Source organism: Amycolatopsis sp. NPDC059657, from assembly GCF_042734395.1.
Taxonomy (GTDB): Bacteria; Actinomycetota; Actinomycetes; order Mycobacteriales; family Pseudonocardiaceae; genus Amycolatopsis.
The window spans coordinates 3891-24293 of sequence record NZ_JBHWEB010000130.1; the positions used below are offsets into that span (position 1 = coordinate 3891).

The 20403-nt window shown below is 68.3% G+C and carries 18 protein-coding genes; 9 read left to right on the forward strand and 9 right to left on the reverse strand.

The window, feature by feature from the left end; translation table 11 throughout:
- Window positions 1–98: 98 nt before the first annotated feature.
- From ACFV15_RS40755 to ACFV15_RS40765, 3 genes are read right to left on the reverse strand one after another with little or no spacing between them, the layout of a single operon-like run.
- Entirely contained in the window at window positions 99–860 is a 762-nt protein-coding gene (locus ACFV15_RS40755; protein ID WP_378357863.1) for a sulfite exporter TauE/SafE family protein, read from the reverse strand.
- Between the two features lie 47 nt (window positions 861–907).
- On the reverse strand, window positions 908–1351 hold the full coding sequence (locus ACFV15_RS40760; protein ID WP_378357865.1) for a DUF1203 domain-containing protein: 444 nt from the start codon (window positions 1349–1351) through the stop codon (window positions 908–910).
- A gap of 16 nt (window positions 1352–1367) precedes the next feature.
- Window positions 1368–2666, reverse strand: coding sequence for an MFS transporter (locus ACFV15_RS40765; protein ID WP_378357867.1), 1299 nt, complete (start codon window positions 2664–2666; stop codon window positions 1368–1370).
- Window positions 2667–2700: 34 nt separating this feature from the next.
- On the opposite strand from ACFV15_RS40765, the gene ACFV15_RS40770 reads away from it, so the two are divergent.
- From ACFV15_RS40770 to ACFV15_RS40780, 3 genes are read left to right on the forward strand one after another with little or no spacing between them, the layout of a single operon-like run.
- Complete coding sequence (locus tag ACFV15_RS40770) at window positions 2701–3381, forward strand: FadR/GntR family transcriptional regulator (RefSeq protein ID WP_370946147.1); 681 nt, start codon at window positions 2701–2703, stop codon at window positions 3379–3381.
- A 55-nt stretch (window positions 3382–3436) separates the two neighbouring features.
- On the forward strand, window positions 3437–4249 hold the full coding sequence (locus ACFV15_RS40775) for a class I SAM-dependent methyltransferase (protein ID WP_378357869.1): 813 nt from the start codon (window positions 3437–3439) through the stop codon (window positions 4247–4249).
- Between the two features lie 16 nt (window positions 4250–4265).
- Entirely contained in the window at window positions 4266–5753 is a 1488-nt protein-coding gene (locus ACFV15_RS40780) for an adenylate/guanylate cyclase domain-containing protein (RefSeq protein WP_378357871.1), read from the forward strand.
- Between the two features lie 99 nt (window positions 5754–5852).
- Here ACFV15_RS40780 and ACFV15_RS40785 read toward each other — a convergent pair whose 3' ends face one another.
- From ACFV15_RS40785 to ACFV15_RS40800, 4 genes are all read right to left on the reverse strand, one after another.
- On the reverse strand, window positions 5853–6860 hold the full coding sequence (locus ACFV15_RS40785; protein WP_378357873.1) for a beta-ketoacyl-ACP synthase III: 1008 nt from the start codon (window positions 6858–6860) through the stop codon (window positions 5853–5855).
- A 117-nt stretch (window positions 6861–6977) separates the two neighbouring features.
- On the reverse strand, window positions 6978–7613 hold the full coding sequence (locus ACFV15_RS40790) for a LuxR C-terminal-related transcriptional regulator (protein WP_378357875.1): 636 nt from the start codon (window positions 7611–7613) through the stop codon (window positions 6978–6980).
- A complete protein-coding gene (locus ACFV15_RS40795) occupies window positions 7601–8800 on the reverse strand; it encodes a sensor histidine kinase (RefSeq protein ID WP_378357877.1) in 1200 nt (399 codons plus the stop codon). The genes ACFV15_RS40790 and ACFV15_RS40795 overlap by 13 nt, the downstream gene beginning before the upstream one ends.
- Window positions 8801–8845: 45 nt before the next feature.
- Window positions 8846–10381 carry an APC family permease gene (locus tag ACFV15_RS40800; RefSeq protein WP_378357879.1) on the reverse strand — a complete coding sequence of 512 codons (1536 nt, stop codon included), beginning with the start codon at window positions 10379–10381 and terminating at the stop codon, window positions 8846–8848.
- A gap of 155 nt (window positions 10382–10536) precedes the next feature.
- Between ACFV15_RS40800 and ACFV15_RS40805 the strand changes: the two genes are divergently transcribed.
- Window positions 10537–11715: a Glu/Leu/Phe/Val dehydrogenase dimerization domain-containing protein gene (locus ACFV15_RS40805; RefSeq protein WP_378357881.1), complete on the forward strand. Its 1179-nt coding sequence runs from the start codon at window positions 10537–10539 to the stop codon at window positions 11713–11715.
- A 337-nt stretch (window positions 11716–12052) separates the two neighbouring features.
- Here ACFV15_RS40805 and ACFV15_RS40810 read toward each other — a convergent pair whose 3' ends face one another.
- Window positions 12053–14290, reverse strand: coding sequence for a glycoside hydrolase family 3 C-terminal domain-containing protein (locus ACFV15_RS40810; protein WP_378357883.1), 2238 nt, complete (start codon window positions 14288–14290; stop codon window positions 12053–12055).
- 112 nt (window positions 14291–14402) lie between these two features.
- On the opposite strand from ACFV15_RS40810, the gene ACFV15_RS40815 reads away from it, so the two are divergent.
- The gene (locus ACFV15_RS40815; RefSeq protein WP_378357885.1) at window positions 14403–14879 is read left to right on the forward strand and encodes an Lrp/AsnC family transcriptional regulator; all 477 of its coding nucleotides are present in this window, start codon (window positions 14403–14405) and stop codon (window positions 14877–14879) included.
- A 175-nt stretch (window positions 14880–15054) separates the two neighbouring features.
- Window positions 15055–15459 (forward strand): SsgA family sporulation/cell division regulator, encoded by a 405-nt coding sequence (locus ACFV15_RS40820; protein ID WP_378357887.1) that lies wholly within the window; start codon window positions 15055–15057, stop codon window positions 15457–15459.
- Between the two features lie 76 nt (window positions 15460–15535).
- Here the strand turns inward: ACFV15_RS40820 and ACFV15_RS40825 are convergent, their stop codons facing one another.
- Entirely contained in the window at window positions 15536–16621 is a 1086-nt protein-coding gene (locus ACFV15_RS40825; protein ID WP_378357889.1) for a S1 family peptidase, read from the reverse strand.
- A gap of 209 nt (window positions 16622–16830) precedes the next feature.
- On the opposite strand from ACFV15_RS40825, the gene ACFV15_RS40830 reads away from it, so the two are divergent.
- From ACFV15_RS40830 to ACFV15_RS40840, 3 genes are all read left to right on the forward strand, one after another.
- Window positions 16831–16953, forward strand: a complete 123-nt coding sequence (locus tag ACFV15_RS40830) for a hypothetical protein (protein WP_378357891.1) — start codon at window positions 16831–16833, stop codon at window positions 16951–16953.
- Window positions 16954–17055: 102 nt separating this feature from the next.
- Window positions 17056–19923: an ATP-binding protein gene (locus ACFV15_RS40835; RefSeq protein WP_378357893.1), complete on the forward strand. Its 2868-nt coding sequence runs from the start codon at window positions 17056–17058 to the stop codon at window positions 19921–19923.
- A gap of 41 nt (window positions 19924–19964) precedes the next feature.
- On the forward strand, window positions 19965–20309 hold the full coding sequence (locus ACFV15_RS40840) for an antibiotic biosynthesis monooxygenase family protein (RefSeq protein WP_378357895.1): 345 nt from the start codon (window positions 19965–19967) through the stop codon (window positions 20307–20309).
- Window positions 20310–20403 lie beyond the last annotated feature (94 nt).

Sequence of the window (20403 nt, forward strand, 5' to 3'; positions counted from 1 at the left end):
TCCTCATCCTCACTTCCCCCGGGGGGGCGCGCTGTTTAACTTTGTTTTGGGGCTCGGGGGGGTGGCGGGCTTTAACCCCCCCCCCCACCCCCCACGACCTATTTCAGGATGAGCTGGACCATGGCGGCGAGGCCGACCACGACGATCACGCCGCGCAGCACGGTCGGCGAGAGCTTGCGGCCGATCTTCGCGCCCAGCTGGCCGCCGATGGCCGAGCTGACCGCGAGGATCGCGACGACCGGCCAGCTGATCGGCGCGACGAAGGCGTAGATCAGCCCGGCGATGGTGTTCACCACGGCCGACAGGACGTTCTTGACGCCGTTCAGGCGCTGCAAGGACTCCGAAAGCAGCATCCCCATCACGGCGACGAGCATCACACCCTGCGCGGCGGTGAAGTACCCGCCGTAGATGCCGATCAGGAAGATGAAGAACAGCAGCAACGGCCCGATCTTGTGCTCGCCGCCGTTCGCCTCCCGGCGCCGCGTGATCCACTTCGACACCTTCGGCTGCACGATCACCAGCACGACGGCCAGCCCGACCAGTATCGGGACCACCGTCTCGAAGGCGTCCTTGGGCAGGGAAAGCAGCAGAATCGTGCCGCCGATCGCGCCGAAAAACGACGCGACGGACATTCGGATCACTTCGGGCCAATAGCCTGCGAGTTCCTGGCGGTACCCGATCGCGCCGCTGATCGTGCCTGGCGCGAGACCGATCGCGTTGGACGTCGTCGCGGTCAGCGGCGGGTACCCGAGCGCGACCAGCACCGGGAAGGTCACCAGGGTGCCGGAGCCCACGACCGTGTTGATGGTGCCCGCCCAGATGCCGGCGACTCCGATGATCACCGCGTGCCACCACGTCATGTCTCGCAGGCTAGGTGGGATGATCCCTTAACGCTTAGCGAGTGTGTCTAGTCAGACATCACCGTGAAGAGATAGCACCCCGCCTTGGCACTGCGGACGTGGACATAGTCGGCGTCCGCCAAGAGCTCGGCGAGTGCCGCGTCGGCGTCCACCCCCTCGACCCGCGTCTCGGCCACGAGCTCGCGCCCGGCGCGGTAGGCGTCGAGTACCAGGGACTGGCCTCGGAATTCGGGCGGGAACGTCTCATGCGCCGCGTAGGGCGCGCACTCGCCCTCGTGCACGAAGATCGGTCCGGGCAGCGGGATGTCCTCCTGTCCGCGAAAAGCGTCGTAGGTGAACAGGATCATGCGGTCTTTGATCATCGTGAGGCACAGGCGACAGGGCGCGGTGCCCGGCACTTCGTCGTTCCACGCGGGGTGCCCGTAATCGGGGGCGAGCAGCGTCGCGCGGACTTCCTTGGCGACGGATTCTTCAATCGGCACAACGTTCATGCCGCAATACTCGTGATCAGCGCGCGGGCGTGCTGGCGGCTTTCGGACGCGACGTTTCACCCAGCACGGTGGCCAGCAGCGCGCCGGCGATCATGACGAGGCCGATGGTCACCAGGCCCCATTTGCTCGACCCGAACAGGTCCGTCATCCAGCCGACCCAGTACGGCCCGAGGAAGCCGGACAGGTTGCCGACCGAGTTGACCACGCCGATCCCGCCGGCGACGGCGGCGCCGGAGAGGAACGCGGGCAGCAGCTTCCAGAACGACGGGAACGCCGCCATGACGCCGATCGCGCACAGGCACAGCCCGACGTAGCCGAGCCACGGCGTGAGGAACGCGGAGCCGGTCAGCGCGATACCGCCGACGACCATCGGGAACACGGTGTAGCGCACGGTCCGGCCGTCGCGGTCGCCGTGGCGGCCCCACCAGACCATCGCGATCGCGCCGATCGCGTACGGCACGGCGGTGAGGAGCGTGACGTCGAAGTTGTCCTCGATACCGAGGTTGGCCTTGAGGATGGTCGGCATCCAGAAACCCAAGCCGTACAAGCCGAAGACGATCGCGAAGTACACCATCCCGAGCCCGAGCACCCGAGGGTGCAGCAGCGCGCGCCGCACCGGCATCGGCTCGATCGAAGCGTTCTCGGCGGCCAGCTCCTCCTTGAGCCACGAGCGCTCTTCGTTGGTGAGCCAGGTCGCGTGCGCCGGCCGGTCCGGCAGCAGCCAGAACAGCAGCAGGCCGAGCAGCACCGACGGCAGGCCTTCGGTGAGGAACAGCCAGCGCCAGCCGCTGAGGCCCCAGATGCCGTCCAGCTTGAGCAGCAGCCCGCCGAGCGGCGCGCCCAGCGCGGTCGACAGCGGCACCGCGACCATGAACAAGCCGGTGACCGTGCCGCGGCGCGAAGCGGGGAACCAATACGTCAGGTACAGGATCATCCCGGGGAAGAACCCGGCTTCGGCGACACCGAGCAGGAACCGCAGCACGTAGAAGCTGGTCTCGCCCTGTATCAGCGCGCAGGCGGCGGCGACCAGGCCCCAGACGATCATGATCCTGGCCATCCACCGGCTCGCGCCGACCCGATGCATGATCAGATTGCTCGGCGCGTCGAGCAGCACATAGCCGACGAACAGCAGGCCGGCGCCGAATCCGTAGACCCGCGCGGAGAGCCCGAGCTCGGCGTTCATGGTCAGCGCGGCGACGCTGAGGTTGGTCCGGTCGAGGTAGGCGAAGAAGTAGCAGACGGCCATCAGGGGCACGAGGCGCCGTGTCGCCTTGCCCAACGCGCTCCTGGCGATCGGGTCGAGGCTCGGCCGCATGCCTCGGAAAGTAACACCTGGCAAGATTTCGCGCGTGACCGAACAGGTATGGAGCGCGACCGTCGACCGGCTGCGCGCGCTGATCGACTCCGGCGAGCTGCCGCCGGGGTCGCGCCTGCCTGCCGAACGTGCGCTGTGCGACCAGCTGGGCATCAGCCGCGGCTCGCTGCGGCAGGCGCTGCGCGTGCTCGACTCGATCGGCTACGTGCAGATCCGGGCGGGCTCGGGCACGTACGTCCGCGAGGCCGAGCGCAAACCTTTGCGCACCTGGTTCGCCGAGCACGAGCAACTCGTCGAAAAGCTCTTCGACCTGCGCACGACCGTCGAACCGACGCTCGCGGAACGGCTCGCCGAGCACCACTCCCCTCGCGTGGTGGCGAAGCTCGAAGCCAACGTCGCGGAGATGGAACAGGCCGCGGCCGACGGCGACATGCTGCGCGTCATCGCCACCGACGCCGAGTTCCACCGGGTGATCGCGGTCAACGCGGGCGACGACGACGTCGCCGATCTGCTGCGCTCGGTGCTCTCGCTGGTCGGCGAGGAGCGGCGCGCCGCGCTGCGGTTGCCCGGCCAGATTCGCAAGGCCGTCTGCGAGCACCGGGAGATCCTCGAGGCGATCACGCGGTCGGACGCGGCCGCGGCTCGCGAGGCCACGCTGCGCCATCTGGTTGAGGCGAAGCTCTCGATGCACGATTTCGCCGCCACCGACTCCTAGAGGCGTACTCTTTTCAGAAGAACGTGAAACTTCTGAAATCTTGTGGGGGCTCGCGATGGAAAAGGTTCACTTCACCGAAGACCAGTCGACCAACCTCGCCACGTTGTACGGGCGCGCGGTCGACAGCGAACTGCCCGAACCGTTCCTCGGCGATCCGACCGCGCGTGAGGCGATCAGCAAGATCGACTACGACTTCGGCAAGTTCAAGATGGGCCGCGACGAGGCGCTGTCGGTCGCGATGCGCGCGAAGCCGTTCGACGACTGGACCAGGGAATTCCTGGCGACGAACCCCGAGGCTACCGTGCTGCACCTCGGCGCGGGCATGGACAGCCGGGTGTTCCGGATCGACCCGGCGCCGACGGTGCACTGGTTCGACGTCGACTTCCCGGACGTCATCGCGCTGCGCGAGCGGATCTACCCCTCGCGTCCCGGCTACCAGACCATCGCGTCGTCGGTCACCGACCCGGCCTGGCTGGACGAGATCCCGGCGGACCGGCCGACGCTGGTCGTCGCCGAAGGTTTGCTGATGTATCTCGACCCTGCCGACGGTGAGGCGCTACTGCAGCGGCTCGTCGACCGGTTCCCGCGTGGCGAAATGGTGTTCGACGTCATGAGCACGCTCGCGGTCAAGCTGCAGAAGCTCAACCCGGTCGTCCGGCGGGCGGGCGCGACGCTGCGCTGGGGTCTCGAAGACCCGCGCGAGCTGGAGAAACTCGGCCTCGACCTGCGGACCTCGTGGGACGTGAGCCACTTCGCCGAACCCGAGCTGGTGAGGCGGTTCAGCCCGAAGGTCCGGCTGCAGTTCAAGATCGCGACGCGCGTCCCGGCGTTCCGGAACTTCGCGCATCTGCTGCGGTATCGCTACTAGGCAATACGATCACGGCGTGCGCAAACCCGCTCATCTCGGGAGGTTCCGGCTCGTACTCCGCACCAGCCTCGGCTTCGCCGCGCTGGGGCTGGGGTCCAGTGTGTGCGGATCCGGCGTCGTCGCGCTGCTGCTGTTCTTCGAAGGGTCACCGAGCTCGCTCGGTGACCGGTCATGGGTGCTCGGCGCGACCGCGGCCGGGCTGGTCGCGGTGTCGCTGGTCGTCGGTTCACTGTGGACGGCCTGGCTGCAGCGCCGGACCGCGATCTGGTTCGTGCTCGGCAGGCCGCCGACCGAGGACGAGGCGCGGCGCGCGCTGCGGCTGCCGGTCGACATGGCGATCGTCAGCGGCACGCTCTGGCTGATCGGCACGATCGTGCTCGGCACGCTCTCGTACGTGCTCGGCGCCGGCGAAGAGACGTTCGCGGTGGCGTTGACGATTCTCCTGGGCGGGCTGACCACGGTCGGGCTGACCTACCTGGCCGCCGAATGGGTCGCGCGGCCGGTGATGACGATCGCGCTGAAGGTGTTGCCACCCAAGGACTCTCTGCCGGTGACCGTGCTCACCAGGCTGGTGCTGACCTGGGCGCTGGCCAGTGGCGTGCCGCTGCTCGGCGTGCTACTGGTGAGTTCACCGCCGGAGCTGATCGGCGAGGGCAACCACACGGCGTCGCTGATCATGCTGTCGGTGATCGGCCTGGTGGTCGGCGCGCTCGGCACCGCGCTGCTCGCCCGCGCGGTCGCGGCGCCGCTGCACCGGCTGCGCATCGCGCTGAACCAGGTCGCACGCGGCAGCACGGACGTCTCGGTGCCGGTCGACGACTCGTCCGAGATCGGCATGCTCCAGACCTCGGTCAACGACCTCGTCGCCGGTCTGCGCGAGCAGGACCGCATGCGCGACCTCTTCGGCCGCCACGTCGGCGCGGACGTCGCACGGCACGCTTTGGAGTTCGGCGCCTCACTGTCCGGCGACGTGCGCGAGGTGGTGGCGCTGTTCGTCGACGTCGTCGACTCGACCGCGCTGGCCTACCGGACACCGCCGGAGGAGCTGGTCACCAAGCTGAACCGGCTGTTCACGAGCGTCTTCGACGAGGTCAACGCCCGCGGCGGCCTGCTGAACAAGTTCGCGGGCGACGCCGCACTGTGCATCTTCGGCGCGCCGACCCGCTTGGCCGACCCGGCGACCTCGGCACTGGCCGCCGCCCGCGCCATCCGGGACGCGGTCCGCGACTGGGGCGAGCTGGACCTCGGCGTCGGCGTCGCCTCGGGCCCGGTCTTCGCGGGCCAGCTGGGCACGAGCAGCCGCCTCGAATACACGGTCATCGGCGACGCGGTCAACGAAGCTGCCCGCCTGACCGAGCACGCCAAAACGGTCCCCGGCCGCATCCTGGCCAGCGAAGTGGTGCTCAAGGCGTGCACCTCGACCGAGCGCGCCCTGTGGACTCCGGACGGCGACCTGGAACTCCGGGGCCGCCAAGTCCCGACCCCCACCTGGACCACGGCCTAGGAAAAAAAATCCCAATGCGGCTTTCGTCAGCTCTGAGCACGCCAATGTGGCATTCGTCAGCTGAAAACTGACGAATGCCACATTGGGATTTTTTTCCGGTCAGCCGGGGGTGACGGCAGGCCAGGTGAAGACCGTGGATCCCCAGGTCAGGCCCGCGCCGAAGGCGCTGAGGAGTACGCGGTGGCCGGGGATGAGCTCGCCGTCGCGGACGGCGTCGGCGAGTGCGAGCGGGATCGAAGCCGCGCTGGTGTTGCCGGTGTGCTCGATGTTGGCGACGACCGCGTCGGCGGCCAGGCCGAGTTGCTTGGCGCAGCCCTGGAGGATGCGGATGTTCGCCTGGTGGCCGACGAATCTGTCTACATCGGACACGGTGAGGCCGGCACGTTCCAGCACGGCGCGCGACGACTCGGCCATGCGGGCGCAGGCGTGGCGGAAGACCGCTTGGCCTTGCATGGTCAGGAAGAACTCGCTCGGGTCGTCGGACTGGCGCTTCTTGGAGCCGCCTGCGGTGATCCAGAGCAGGTCGGCGAGTTCGCCGTCGCTGTGCAGGTCGAACGGGCCGAGCGCGCCAGGCTCGTCGGCGGAGCCGGAGCGCAGCACGACCGCGCCTGCGCCGTCGCCGAAGATCGGCACGGTGCCGCGGTCCTCGGGGTCGATCATGGTGGTGAAGGTGTCGGCGCCGATCACCAGCACGGACGAGGCGACGCCTGCCGAGATCAGCCCGGCGCCGGTGGCTAGCGCGTAGACGAAGCCGCTGCACACCGCGTTGACGTCGAGCGCGCCGACGCCGTTCATGCCGAGGCGCGCGGCGACCTGTGGCGCGCTGCCAGGGCATTGCTGATCCGGGGTCGCCGTCGCGAGTAGTACGAGGTCGACTCTGTCAACTCCCGCGGACGCCAGCGCCCGCTTACCCGCCTCGACCGCCAAGTCCACTGTGGACTCGCCGGGTGCGACGACATGACGTTGCGCGATACCCGTGCGAGTGCGGATCCACTCGTCCGAGGTATCAAGTCGTTGGGACAACTCGTGATTGTCGACGACACGTGAAGGCAGCCAGGAACCGAGACCACTGATTACCGCCGTACCGCGCGCTTCTTGCGTGGGCACCTGGAATTTCCTCCCGACCGACCTGAGACCCCGACCTCTCCCTTGTAGGTCCTACCCTTCGGTAGACCCGTCAGTTGTGTTCCAGGTCACATTGCGAGCAACGCTCACGTTATGCGGTCACTCCAGGTAGGCGAGTACGGCGAGCACGCGCCGGTGACCGCTCTCACTGGCTGGGAGATCCAGCTTCGAGAAGATGTTCCCGACGTGTTTCTGCACGGCCCGCTCGGTGACGACGAGTTTCGTGGCGATCTCCCCGTTCGCGAAACCCTGCGCCATCAGATGCAGCACCTCGCGCTCGCGAGCGGTCAGCGCGGCGAGCGGATCATGCTTACGGGTGAGGAGCTGGGCGATCACCTCGGGGTCCATCGCGGTGCCGCCGCCCGCCACCCGTTCGAGCGCTTCGAGGAACTCCTCGATCCGCGCGACCCGGTCCTTCAGCAGGTAGCCGACGCCGCCGTGGCCGTCGGAAAGCAGCTCACCGGCATAGGTTTCTTCGACGTACTGCGAGAGCACCAGCACCGGCGTGCCCGCGACCTCGCGCCTGGCACGCAGCGCCGCGTGGATGCCCTCGTCCGAGAACGTCGGCGGCAGCCGGACATCCACAATGGACACATCGGGCCGGTGCTCGACCACGGCCGCGACGAACGAGTCCGCGTCCTCCACCCGCGCGAGGAGCTCGTGCCCCGCGCTCTGCAGCAGGTGCCGCATGCCCTCGGCGAGCAGCACGTTGTCCTCGACCATCACGACCCGCACGGGACCTCCAGTGAAATACGGGTCGGTCCCCCGGCGGGACTGTCCACCTTGAGCAAGCCATCCAGCGCGGCGAGCCTGCGCCGCATGCCGCCAACGCCGGTGCCGCGCTCCTCGTCGACACCGCCGCTACCGTCGTCGACGACCTCGGCGAGCAGCACGTCCACGTCCCTGGTGACGGTGACGTGCGCGCCGGTCGCCCCACTGTGCTTGGCGACGTTGGTGAGCGCCTCGGTGATCACGAAGTAAACGGCTGACTCGACCGGTGCGGCGACGTTCCCCAGCTCGCCGACGGTGAGTTCCACCGGCACCGGGCAGCGCGCGGCGACCGCGGCGAGCGCGCCGTCGAGGCCGCGGTCGGCGAGGATCGGCGGGTACATGGTGCGCAGCACGCCGCGCAGCTCGGTCATCGCGTCCTCGGCGCCCTCGCGTGCGCTGGCGAGCAGCTCTGAGACCTTGGCTGGGTCCTTCTCACGCTCAGCCATCGCGACTTTCATCGCGAGCGAGACGAGCCGCGCCTGCGTGCCGTCGTGCAAGTCACGCTCGATGCGCCGCAGCTCGGCGCCGTGCGCGTCGACCGCGCCCGCCCGGCTCTCGCGCAGGGTCTCGACCAGCTGATCCTTGTCCGACGGCGCGAGCAGCCTGGTGCTGAGCCTCGCGGAAACCCTGGCGAGCCCCGGCGCTCCGCGCCACGCCGCCAGCAGCCCGATCGCGATCGTCGGCACACCGGTGGCGAGCGCCGTGCCCCAGCTGCGGATCGGCACGTCCACCAGCATGGACGCCGGTTGGTCCGCGGGGTAAGCCCACCAGAAGAAGGTCGTGGCCAACGCCGCGAACGGCAGCAGGACGCACGTCAACCCCACGATGCCGAGAATCGTGCCGACGAACATCTCGACCGGCACCCAACGCAGGTCACGGCGGGTGCCGGGTTCGGCGAGCAGCGGGCCGAGCCGCTTCGCCCGCGGCCCGTGGCCCGGGATCACCAGGTCGAGCAGTTTGCCGGCGCGGTGGCGCTCGTAGTCGGTGAGCTTGCCCAGCAACCACAGCACCTGCGGCATGACTAACGCGCCCGCGGTGAACAGCGTGAGCACTCCGGCCAGCATGAGCGCGGGCACCGCGAACATGCACACGGAGCCCACGACGATGCTCTGCAGCGAGTAGAGGAGCGCTCGCCCTGTTCGTTGGATCATGCCGCCGATTGTTCACTGGTCCGGCGGAGCGCGCGGTGGGGGTGGCTACACCATTTCGGGTAGCCCATCCCGCACCCGGCCGCGGCGGCCGATCAGCTGGAACACCACACCGATGCCGATGACCAGTGCCAATGGGATCAGCTGGCTCCAGAAATAGGGCCAGCGCTGGCCGGCGAACGAAGACGGCAGCGAGTCATCGGGGCTGCCCGAGGTGCCGAACCAGCCGACTCCGATGCCCGGCCAGATCAGCGTCGCGACGGTGAACGCGACGAACGCCGTCGGCACCAGCGTGACGATCGCGACACCCCAGGTGCCGCCACCGACGCGGAACGGACGCGCCACGTCCGGTTGCTTGCGGCGCAGCACGAGCAGTGAGGGGAACGTCACGACGTAGGAGATGAAGGTCGTCGAGATCGTCAACGCGAGGCCGGCGCTGAAGTACTTCTCGGCGTCGCCGCCGGTGATCGCGAGCGCGGCGACCATGACCAGGGTGGCGAGCACGCCGGAGAGGACGTTGATCCGGATCGGGGTGCCGTGCTTGGCGGAGATCTCGCCGAAGAAGCGCGGGCCCGCGCCGTCCGCGCAGGCGACGGCCTGCGCCCGGTGCGCACCGATGGCCCAGCCGACGCCGCTGGTCAGCACGCCGACGATGAGCCCGGCCGCGCAGATCATGCCGAACACGGTGCCCGCGCCGGTCAGTGTCACCGTGCCGTCTTCCGCGATCGAGCCGCCGTAGACGGTGAGCACGCTCTTGCACGCGTCGATGAAGCCGCCGAGGCTCTTGATCCGGTCGGCGGGCACGACCAGCAGGATGCCGAGGATCGGGCCGCCGTAGAGCAGGAAGGCGCCGATGCCGGAGCGGAGGATGGCGAACGGGACCGTCCGCTGCGGATCGGTCATCTCGTCGGTGGCGGTGCTGGGGAGTTCGAAGCCGACGTAGTTGTAGATCACGAACGGCACGAGCGCGAGGAATCCGGCGTAAGTCGGCGCGAAACTGGAAGCCGTCAGCGGCTGCACGCCGTTTTTGATCGCGTAGACGACAACTGAAACGGTGAAGAAGCCGAGTAGCACGATTCGGGCGAGTGCTCCGGCTGTCGGAACCCATTTGCCGACTTTGAGTGAAGCGGCCACGCAGAGCACACCGAACCAGATGAAGATGACGCCCGCGATGTACTTACCGGCGGTGCCCAGTGGAATGAAGAATTTCTCGGTAGTCGCCACCGCGATGATGGTGAGGCTGCCACCCATCCAGATCGGGTTGGTGAGCCAGTAAAGGACCTGGTTGATACCCGCGACGGTCTTGCCGAACGCCAGTTTCGTCCAGATGTACGGCCCGCCTTCGACCGGGAACGCGGTGCCGAGTTCGGCGACCAGCAGGCCATACGGGAGAAAGAACAGCACCGCGAGGATGACCATCCAGGTCAGCCCCTGCGGACCCTGCGCCGCGACGCTCCCGATGGTGTCGAGGCCGACCAGTGTGCACAGCAGGAAGAAGACGACATCCTTGCGGTGCAAGGACTTCCTCAACCGCGAACGCTGCTCCTCGAACCCGCCGCCCAGACCGTCCACAATGTCCACCACTGGTGTACCCCCGCTCGCCCGGTGAGAGCGCTTACCGTGACGCCGCACACAGTGCTTGTCAAGGCACGGACAAGCGTTGTCAGGATGCTTGACAGGCGGGCCCGCGCCCGGCTATTGACTGAATCGTCTATTTGCGCAACCCGGACAGGAGCACCGTGGGCGACGAGCCTTATCTGCAGATCAGCTGGCATGACCGCGAGACCGGAAGCCGCGGCTACCTGGTGATCGACCGACTCGTCCGCGGCGTCGCGAGTGGTGGCCTGCGTATGCGCGCCGGATGCACACTCGACGAGGTTCGCGGGCTCGCCGCCGGAATGTCCGCCAAAGAAGCTTTGAATTACGACCCGAACGGACGATATGTTCCGCTGGGCGGAGCAAAAGGCGGTATTGATTTCGACCCGCAAGACCCGCGCGCCGTCGATGTGCTGCGGCGGTATCTGCAGGCGATGCGGCCTTACATCGAGCGGTTCTGGACCATGGGCGAGGACCTCGGCCTGCGTCAGGACACCATCGACGAGGTGCTCGCCGAACTCGGCATGGACTCGTCGATCCCGGCCGTCTACCCGCTGCTGGACGACGAAACCAAGGCCAGGAAACGACTTTCGGACGCCTTCGCGATCTCCGTCGACGGCATCGGCCTCGACGAACTGGTCGGCGGCTATGGCGTGGCCGAAGCGGCGTTGACCGGGGTCGACCGGCTGGGGTTGCCTCGAGCCGGAACCCGCGTGTTCATCCAAGGCTTCGGCTCGATGGGTGGCGCCACCGCGCGCTACCTGGCCCGCGCCGGCCTTTCGGTGGTCGGTATCGCCGACGCGGTCGGGGTCATCCACAACCCGGACGGCCTGGATGTGGAAAACCTGTTGCTGACAAGGAATTCCTACGGCGAGATCGACCGCGCCGAGCTGCGCCGCTCCGATCAGCAGCTGCCGCTGCGCCAATGGCTCGACATCGACGCCGAAGTGCTCGTGCCCGCGGCCGTTTCGTACACGATCACCGCGGAGAACCAGGCCTCGGTCCGCGCGCGGCTGATCGTGGAGGCCGCGAACATGCCGGTGACCGCCGACGCGGAACTCCCGCTGACCGAACGCGGCGTGCTGATCCTGCCGGACGTCGTGGCGAACTCGGCGACCAACGCCTGGTGGTGGTGGACGCTCTTCGGCGACGTCGAAGCCGACGCGGACGCCGCCTTCGCGAAGATCAGCGACGCCATGGGGAAGCTGGTGACCTCGACACTCGATCGGGCCGAGATGGGCGGGGTGACACCGCGTGCGGCCGCGGCGACGATCGCGGCCGAGGCTTCGGCTCGGATCGACCGACGCTTCGGAACGCTCTAGGCCCTGGACCTCTAGGCCTGGCTCACTCCCCGATCAACGTGAACGCCACTTTCGCAACGTTCATCGTTGTGAAAGTGGCGTTCACGTCGTCCAAGCCCGGTCGGGGCGCCCCTGAGCCCCGCTGAGCAGCCCCCGAATCAACGCTACCGCCGACCCCCGACAACTTTGGTGCCCCAAGATCAACTAGGTCGAGTTACCCACAGGGGTCGCCGGGCGTGGACAACCCACCCGAAGTTGATCTTGATCGCGGGGTCCCCGAGGGGGTGCCGATAGGCTGGACGTGGGGCCGGCCCCTGGGAGTGGCGGGGGCTGGGATTAGGTGGTTAAGGGGCGCGGGTCAGTTTGGGAACAGGGTGGGGAGCGGGTTCACGGGTGGGACCACCGCTTGCAGGGTCCGCGGCAGGCCGACCAACGAGACCGCACCGAGCAATGCGCTGAAGCCCGCGGCGTTCGGGCAGGTCAGGACGTTGGCCAGTGCGTCGCCGACCGAATCGCCGCCGGAAGGGGCGCCGGGTGGCGGGGGCGGAGTCGGAGCGCTGGTGACAGCGCGGGGTACCGAGACGACGCCGGTCAGGGGTAGGTCGCGCGAGGACGTGCCGACCGAGATCGGGTAGTCGCCCGCCGTGCGGATCCATTGGTGCGCGGCCGAATCCCAGTGCGAGAGGTCGCGCGGGGTCAACGAAAACCGGACCCGTTGCGTTTCGCCGGGGGCCAGGAAGACCTTCTCGAAGCCTTTCAGCCGGCGGGGTGGTTCGGCGTCCGAGGCCGGGTGGGTGACGTAGAGCTGGACGACCTCGGCGCCGGGACGCGAACCCGTGTTGGTCACCGAAGCCTCCACAACGTCGCCGGAAATACGCAAGGACGACAGCGAGAACCGCGTGTAGGAGAGGCCGAAACCGAAGGGGAACAACGGGTTCAAGCCTTGCTGGTCGTACCAGCGGTAGCCGACCGCGAGGCCTTCGGTGAAGCGGCCGTCCGGGAACGCGCGGGCGGGGACCTGGTCCAGGGAGGCCGGGAAGGTGAGCGGGAGTTTGCCGGACGGGTTCACGTCGCCGTACAGCAGTGAAGCCAGCGCCTCGCCGTAATCCTGGCCGGGGTACCAGGCGGCGAAGACGCCTTTGACGTGAGCGAGCCAGGGCATGGTGACCGGGCCGCCGGTGTTCAGCACGACGACGGTGTTCGAGTTGGCCGCGGCGACCTGGCCGATCAACCCGTTGTCCGCGAGCGAGATGTCCGTGGTGTCTTTGGACTCCGTCGACCACTTGGCGGCGAAGACCACGGCCACGTCCGAGGCGGCGGCGACGCGGGCGGCTCGGGCGGGGTCGGTGCCGTCGTCGAAGGAGACCTTGCCGTGAGCGGTGGCCGCGATACCGTCGTGCGGGGTCTCGATGGCTTGCGCGACGACGTGGGCGCTGCCGCCGCCTGAGCCGAGCACGCCCGCGCCCGCCGCGGAGCCGATCACCGCGACCGAATCCGAGCGGCGCAGCGGCAAAATGTCGTCGGCGTTCTTCAGCAACACGGTGCCTTGCTCGGCGACGTCGCGGGCGATGGCGGCGTGACGAGGGGAGGTGACCACCGCCCCCGGCGAGCCGCTGCTCCCGCGGTCGAAGAGGCCGAGGCGGAACATCTGACCGAGGATGCGGCGGACCATGTCGTCAAGGCGCGGACCGGCGCCGAGGCGCTTGCCGAAGTAGCAGCCGTCCGGCATCTGCAGGTCCAGGCCCGCGTTGGCGGCGGCGACGCTCGCGGTCATGCCGTACCAGTCCGACGTCACGAAACCGTCGAAGCCGAACTGTCCTTTGAGGACTTGGGAAAGCAGATACGTGTTGTTACAGGCATGCACGCCGTTGAGGTAGTTGTACCCGCACATCACCGAGCCGACGCCGCCATCACGCACCGCGCGCTCGAACGCGGGCAGGTAGATCTCCTGCAACGTCCGTTCGTCGACGGTCACGTTGCCCAAAAGGGTGTTCCGCAGCGTTTCCTGGCTGTACGCCGCGAGATGCTTGGCTTGCGCGATGACCCCGTGCTGCTGGATCGCGCGGATCTGCGCCACGGCCAGTTCCCCGGTCAGTTCCGGGTCCTCGCCGAAGGTCTCATACGAGCGGCCGGAACGCGGGTCGCGTGCGATGTCGATCGCGGGCGCGAGTGCGACGTTGGCGCCCTTGCCGCGCACCTCCGCGCCGAGCACGTCGCCGTACGCGGCGGCGAGCGACCGGTTCCAGCCCGCCGCCATCGCCGTCGGTGACGGCAGCTGCGTGACGCCGGTCTGGCCGTTGCCGATCCCGGCCGAACCATCGGAGAGGCCGAGCTGGGGTACGCACAGCCGCGGGATCGGCTTCACGAGTCCGGCGTAAACGGGACCGACGAGATCGAACGGCCCTGCCGAACCGTGCACCATGCTCAGCTTCTCGGCCGGGGTCATCGCGGCGAGCACTTGGTCGACACGCTGCGGGATCGGCGCTTCCGAACCGACCCAGGGACACACCGGCTCGGCGGCTTCGGCGAGCGGCGGCAGCCCGCCGGTGGCCAGCCCGAGCACGGCCATGATCACGAAGGGTCGCCGAATACGCATGGAGCGTGAATACCTTTCATGATCCACGGCCGTCAACCCGCGTCCGGATAGTGCACCACTGAGCACCCGTTAAAACCCGAACGGTTGAACGCCGGGCGGATAACCTGAGCGGGTGCACCCGGATCTCGACCGCCTCGACCACGCCATCCTGAGCCTGCTGCAGAGCGACGCCCGCACCATCGCCGAGACGATCGGCGCGAAGGTCGGGCTCTCCGCGGCGGCTGTGCAGCGCCGGATCAAGCGGCTGCGCGAAGCAGGTGTCATCGAGCGAGAGGTCGCCGTGCTCGATCCGGCCGCGCTCGGCATGCCGATGACGTTCATCGTGATGGTCGAAATGGAACGTGAACGACTCGAAGTGCTCGACGCCTTCCGCAAACAGGTGCAGGCCGAGGAACACGTCCAGCAGTGTTACTACGTGACCGGCTCCGCGGATTTCGTGCTCGTCGTCACGTGCCGGGACATGTCGGAGTTCGAAGCATTCACGCACCGTATGTTCTTCAACAACGGAGAGGTACGACACTTCACCACCAGCGTTGCCATGGAACGGGTGAAAGTGGGCCTTACGCTGCCGCTTGATCAACAGCGCTGACCGTCCACTGTGGCCACAAGAGGTTTGTGGGCCGCGTTACACCATTTTGGACTGCTTCCACCGATAGCGTGAACGTGAATGTTTTGTCGTCACGAACGTCAGGCCCGCACATCTCACCCTCGACCGACGAACAAGTTCGCAGACAAGCGAGCGAGGGATTCATCGAGGAGTGGCCGTGCAGACCGACGCAGTTCACCAGAGCCAGTTCGTGTTGCTGAACGAGAGCACCACGCCGGTCCTTTCGCGCTTGTCGTACCACGCCGATGAGCCGTTCGCGGTCACCGTCGCCTTCCGCACCGAGCGTGGCCGCTGGGTCGAGTGGACCTTCGCTCGCGACCTGCTGGTCGACGGCCTGGTCGAGCCCGCCGGACTGGGCGATGTCCGCATCCGCCCCGACCTCGTCCAGGACGAGGAGCTCATCATCCTGGAAATCGAGTCACCGGACGGCTATGCGTCGTTCGAGCTGGAGCGCGCCGACATCGAGCGCTTCCTCGCCGCGTCCTACGAACTGGTGCCGCTCGGCGCCGAGGACGAGTACTTCGATGTCGACACCCTGATCGACGAGATCACCAATGTCTAACTAACTCCCGCGGTAACAGGCAAAGGGCGGATTGAGTGCTCTGGAGGCACTCAACCCGCCCTTTGTCGTTTTCGGACTAGCCGCGGATCAGCGTCGCGCCCAGCGCGGAGAGCGCCTTGTTCAGCGGGAAGAAGTACATCGTGGTCGAGTTGCCACCGGAGAGCAGGCCCTGGCCCTGGTTGCCCGCGATGATCGAGCCGCCGGAGTCACCGCCCGCTGACCGGATGTTGGTCGCGGTCATGCCGTAGACCGTGCCCTCGGCGTAGCGGACCGTCTGGTTCTTCGCGCCGATGGTGCCGCAGGTCCAGCCGGTGGTCGAACCGCTCTTGCAGGCCGACGTGCCGGTCGCGGCCTCGGTCGAACCCGCCACCCGGGTGCCGTTGTTGATCACGCCGCGCGGGGTCCAGTTCGAGTTCGTGCGAGCCAGCGAGTAGTCGTTCGTCGGGAAGCTGTAGCGGGTGAACGAGCCCATCGCGACCTGGTTGTAGCCGGTGAGCGAGCTGCCGATGGCCGCGCAGTGCCCGGCCGAGACGAAGCCGCCGGTAACCGAGAAGCCGATCGAGCAGCGTGCCTTGTTGGCGATGTAGTACGCGTCACCACCGCGGACGTCGTACTGCAGCGACGGCCGGTCGGCCGACTCGACCACGGTCACCGCGGCCTTGTCGACACCGGTCCTGGCCAGGTAGGAGTCCACGTCGCCCGCCTTGCCCGGCTCGACGGTCACCGTGACGCGGTTCGTCTTCGAGTCGACACCCCAGGTCGTGACCGACTTCGGCGCGGTGCCCTCCGCCGAGTTCAGCTTGTCGACCGTCGAATTGAGCTGGGTCGCGCTGAACCGGGCCACCCCGGCGTCCGCGCCTGCCGCCTTGACCTGGTCCAGCTTCCCGGCGTCGGTGACGTCGACGTGCAGCCGCTTGGTCGCGGCGTCGTAGTACGAGCCGGCGAAGGTGTCGCCGAGCGCGGCCGTGAGCGACTCCGAGAGCGCGGACGCGGCGTTCTCCGTCGCCAGCGCGGCGACCGCCTGGTCGTAGGTGAGTCCGAGGTCCTGCTGCATCGCGGGCATCATGTCCGGGTTCAACGGGGTGAACGCGGCGGCGGGCGACGCGGCGATCGCGCTGACCGCCAGTGCGGCGGCCGCTGCTGCTCCGAGCACCTTCTTCATGGTTCTCCCTCGACTACCGATCACGGTGCGACTCCGGTTGGTCACACCCAATGGGTGACCTTGCGGCAGGGGCATCAGGGACGCAATCCGGTGGCGAAGAGATAGGTATACGCAATCTTTTTGGGGTACGACCACTGCCTAAGCCCGACTTGGCCCTGGCGCCCGTAGGTCCTTAAGTAGGGTTTCGGTCAACTACTTTCCGCCACGTAGTGGTCTACCTGATCGAGCGAATCGACGCCCAAACGTGGGAAGAGCCGAAGTTTCGTACGCTTCGTGATTTTTTCCCGAACAAACCATCGGTCGCCGACGAGTTCCAGCCCGCAGAAGTGTGACCAGCCGGTGGTCACGCGGAACTACCGGTCGGTTTACTCCCGGTTAGCTACTGCTTAAGCTCCGGGCAAAGAGGACGACGTGCTCAGCCGTCGAGGAGCGCCATGGTGTGGATGGCCAGCCAGCGCCCGACTTCGGTGTCGGTGCGAACCCGCTCGCCGAAGCTCGTCGGGAGGGAGAAAGAACTCGGCACCATCGTCGAGGTGGTCGCCGAGCGCCCTGCCGTCGTGCTCATCGAAGGCGAAGCGGGCATGGGCAAGACCCGGCTGCTGACTGAACTGGCAGGCCGCCCCGAGCTCGACGGCGTCCGCGTGCTCACCGGCACCTGCCAGCCACTGCGCGACCCATTCCCCTACGGCCCGATCCTCGAAGCGCTGCGGTCGCTGAAGGACCCGCTCGGACCGCTCAGCCCGGTCGCCGGCGTACTGCGGCCGCTGTTGCCGGAACTCGCGGAAATCCTTCCACCGCAACCGGAACCGCTGACCGACCCGGCCGCCGAGCGGCACCTGCGATTTCGCGCCATACGAGAACTGCTCGGGGCGTGCGGGCCTGCGCTGCTGCTGCTCGACGACCTGCACTGGGCCGATGAGGACACGCGTGACCTGCTGCGCTTCATCGTCTCGATGATGCCGCCGGAACTGGCCGTCGTGGTCGCGTACCGCGGCCCGTTCGGCTCGTCGTTCCGGTCGGCCGAGCACGCCCGTGTCACACTCGGCCCGCTCGACGTGTCGGCCGTGCGACGGCTCGCCACCGGGATACTCGACCTGCCAAGGGTTTCCGACGAGTTCGCGGCCAAGCTGCACGAGAGCACCGCGGGAATCCCGTTCGTGGCGGAGGAAACCCTGCGCGCGCTCAAGGAGTCGGCCGGTTCACAGCCACTCGGCGAGACGCTGACCGACCGGCTGCTGGAAAGCCTCGAAGTCCCGGTGCTGCTGCGCGAAGCCATGACCGAACGTCTCGATACGCTGTCCGCGCCCGCGGTCAAGCTGGCCAGGGCTGCGGCTGTGCTGGGGGTGCCGATCGAGGCGAAGGTGATCGGCAGGCTCGCCGGGCTGACCGGCGACGACCTACGCTCCGCGCTGCTGGTCGCGATGGACGGCGGCGTGCTCGGCGAGGTCGACGAAGACCGATACGGCTTCCGGCATCCGCTCGCCCGCAAAGCCGTCTACGACACCATCAGCGGACCCGAGCGCACGATGCTGCACGGTGAGGCGCTGTCCGCGCTGGCCGGTCTGCCGGTGCCGCCGGTGCTTCAGCTGGCCAGGCACGCCAGATCCGCCGGACGGCTCGACCAATGGCAGCACTACGCCGAGGCCGCCGCCGACCAGGCGACCGCGCGCGGCGACACCTCGCTGGCCATCGACGTGCTGCAATCCCTGCTGGCGGCCGGGAAACTGGCCGAAGCCGACGTCGCGCGGCTCGCCACGAAGCTCAGCCAGATCGCACTGCGCGGGTTCCGGCGTGACGTGATCGCCACGCTCGAACACGTACTCGAGGATCCGCCGCACGACCCGGCCACGCGCGGGACGATCCGGCTCAGTCTCGGCAGCCTGCTGGTCCGCACGGTCGGGCAGCTCGGCCGTGGCCGCGTCGAGGTCGAGAAGGCCATCGGCGAACTGGTCGACCGGCCCGAACTCGCCGCGCGCGGCATCAACCTGCTGGCCCAGCCCATCGACGGGCTCACCTCGCTGGCCTGGCACCAACGCTGGTCACGCCGCGTCGAGGACGTCTTCGACCAGCTCACCGACCCCGAGCTCCGGCTCGCGCTGACAGTCGACCGCATCGCCAGCCGGGCGCACACGGGCGACGGCACCGCATGGGCGGAGTTCGAAGCGCTGCCGGAGGAAACGAGCAGCGTCGCCGAACGCGTCCAGCTCGCGCGGCTGTGGTGCAACCTCGCCGACGGCCAGTCCTGGCTCGGGCATCTCGGCCGCGCGGATCGCCTGGTCACCGAGGGCACGCGGCGCGCCATCGACGCAGGCGCGCTGTACGCGGCCGGGCTCGTGCGGGGCACCAGGGTCCGGCTCGACTGGGTCACCGGGCGCTGGGACGGGCTCGCCGAGAAGGCGGAAGCGTTGCGGGACAAGTATTCCGACCTCGGCCCGATCGTGCAGGAGACCTCGCTGGTACTCGGCGCGCTGGCCGCGGTACGCGGCGAGTTCGCGGCCGCGCACCGGCACCTGGCCGAAACCAGCGTGCTGGCGCCGGAGCACGGCGCGATCCCTGTCGTGCTCTCGGCGGCCGGCGTGCTCGTGCGCGTCAAGCTGGCCACCGGTGACCTGGCGGGCGCCGTCACCGTCGCCGAGGAAGGCATGACCGTCGCGAGGCGCAAGGGTGTCTGGGTCTGGGCGGCCGACCTGGTGCCCGCGGCCGCCGAGGCCTACGCGCAGGACGGTCGTTGGGACGAAGCCGACGGCGTCGTCGAGGAGTTCGCACGCGGCATCGAGGGCCGCGACGCACCGGCCGCCGAGGCCGCCTTGCTGGCCGGACGTGCGGCTTTGCTTGCCGCACGCGGCAAGCATCAGGCGGCGACGGTCGGTTTCGAGCAAGCGCGGGAACGCTACGCGGAACTACCGATGCCCTACCCGGCGACGGGTGCCCAGGAACGCGCGGCACTGTCCAGGCTCGCGACGGGCGACCGGTCCGCGATCGAGGAACTCGCCTGCGCGGCCGAGTCTTACGAACGCCTCGGCGCGACCCGCGACGCCGGGCGCTGCCGTCACCAGCTCAGGGAGAACGGAGCTTGGGCGCCTTCGCAACGCGGCCGCCGCGGCTATGGCCGCGAGCTTTCCCCGCGCGAGCGCGAAGTCGCGCGAATGCTGGCCGACGGCCGGACCAACCGCGAGATCGCCGACGGGCTGTTCCTGTCACCACGCACGGTCGAGCAGCACGTCGCGAAGGTACTGCGCAAGCTCGGCGCGCGATCACGCTCCGACGTCGCCCGCCACCTGTCGACCTACGCGCTCCCGTAAATCCGGTTGCCCACCGGCCAGGCCGAACATATACATCGCCTATGCATATCAAGGCGGAACCGCCGTACTACGCGGTGATCTTCACGTCGCGACGCACCGAGGGCGACAACGGCTACGCCGAGGCCGCGGCGCGCATGGGCGAACTGGCCGCGCAACAGCCGGGTTTCCTCGGCTGGGACTCCGCGCGCACCAGCCCCGAGCTGGGCATCACGGTCTCGTACTGGAAGGACGAGGAGTCGATCGCCGGGTGGCGGAACCACCTCGAGCACGCGCCGACCCGCGAGTACGGGCGCGAGCACTGGTACGAGGATTTCGAGGTGCACGTGGCCAAGGTGGAGCGCACGTATCGCTGGGAAAAAGGTCGTGAGCGTTCCGGGCGGTTCTAACCCCCCCCAACCCGCACCACCCCCAAAAAAATAAAGCCCACCCCGCCGCGGGCGGGGCAGGCGGTAACCAACCCCCAATCCCGGGGAACGCGTC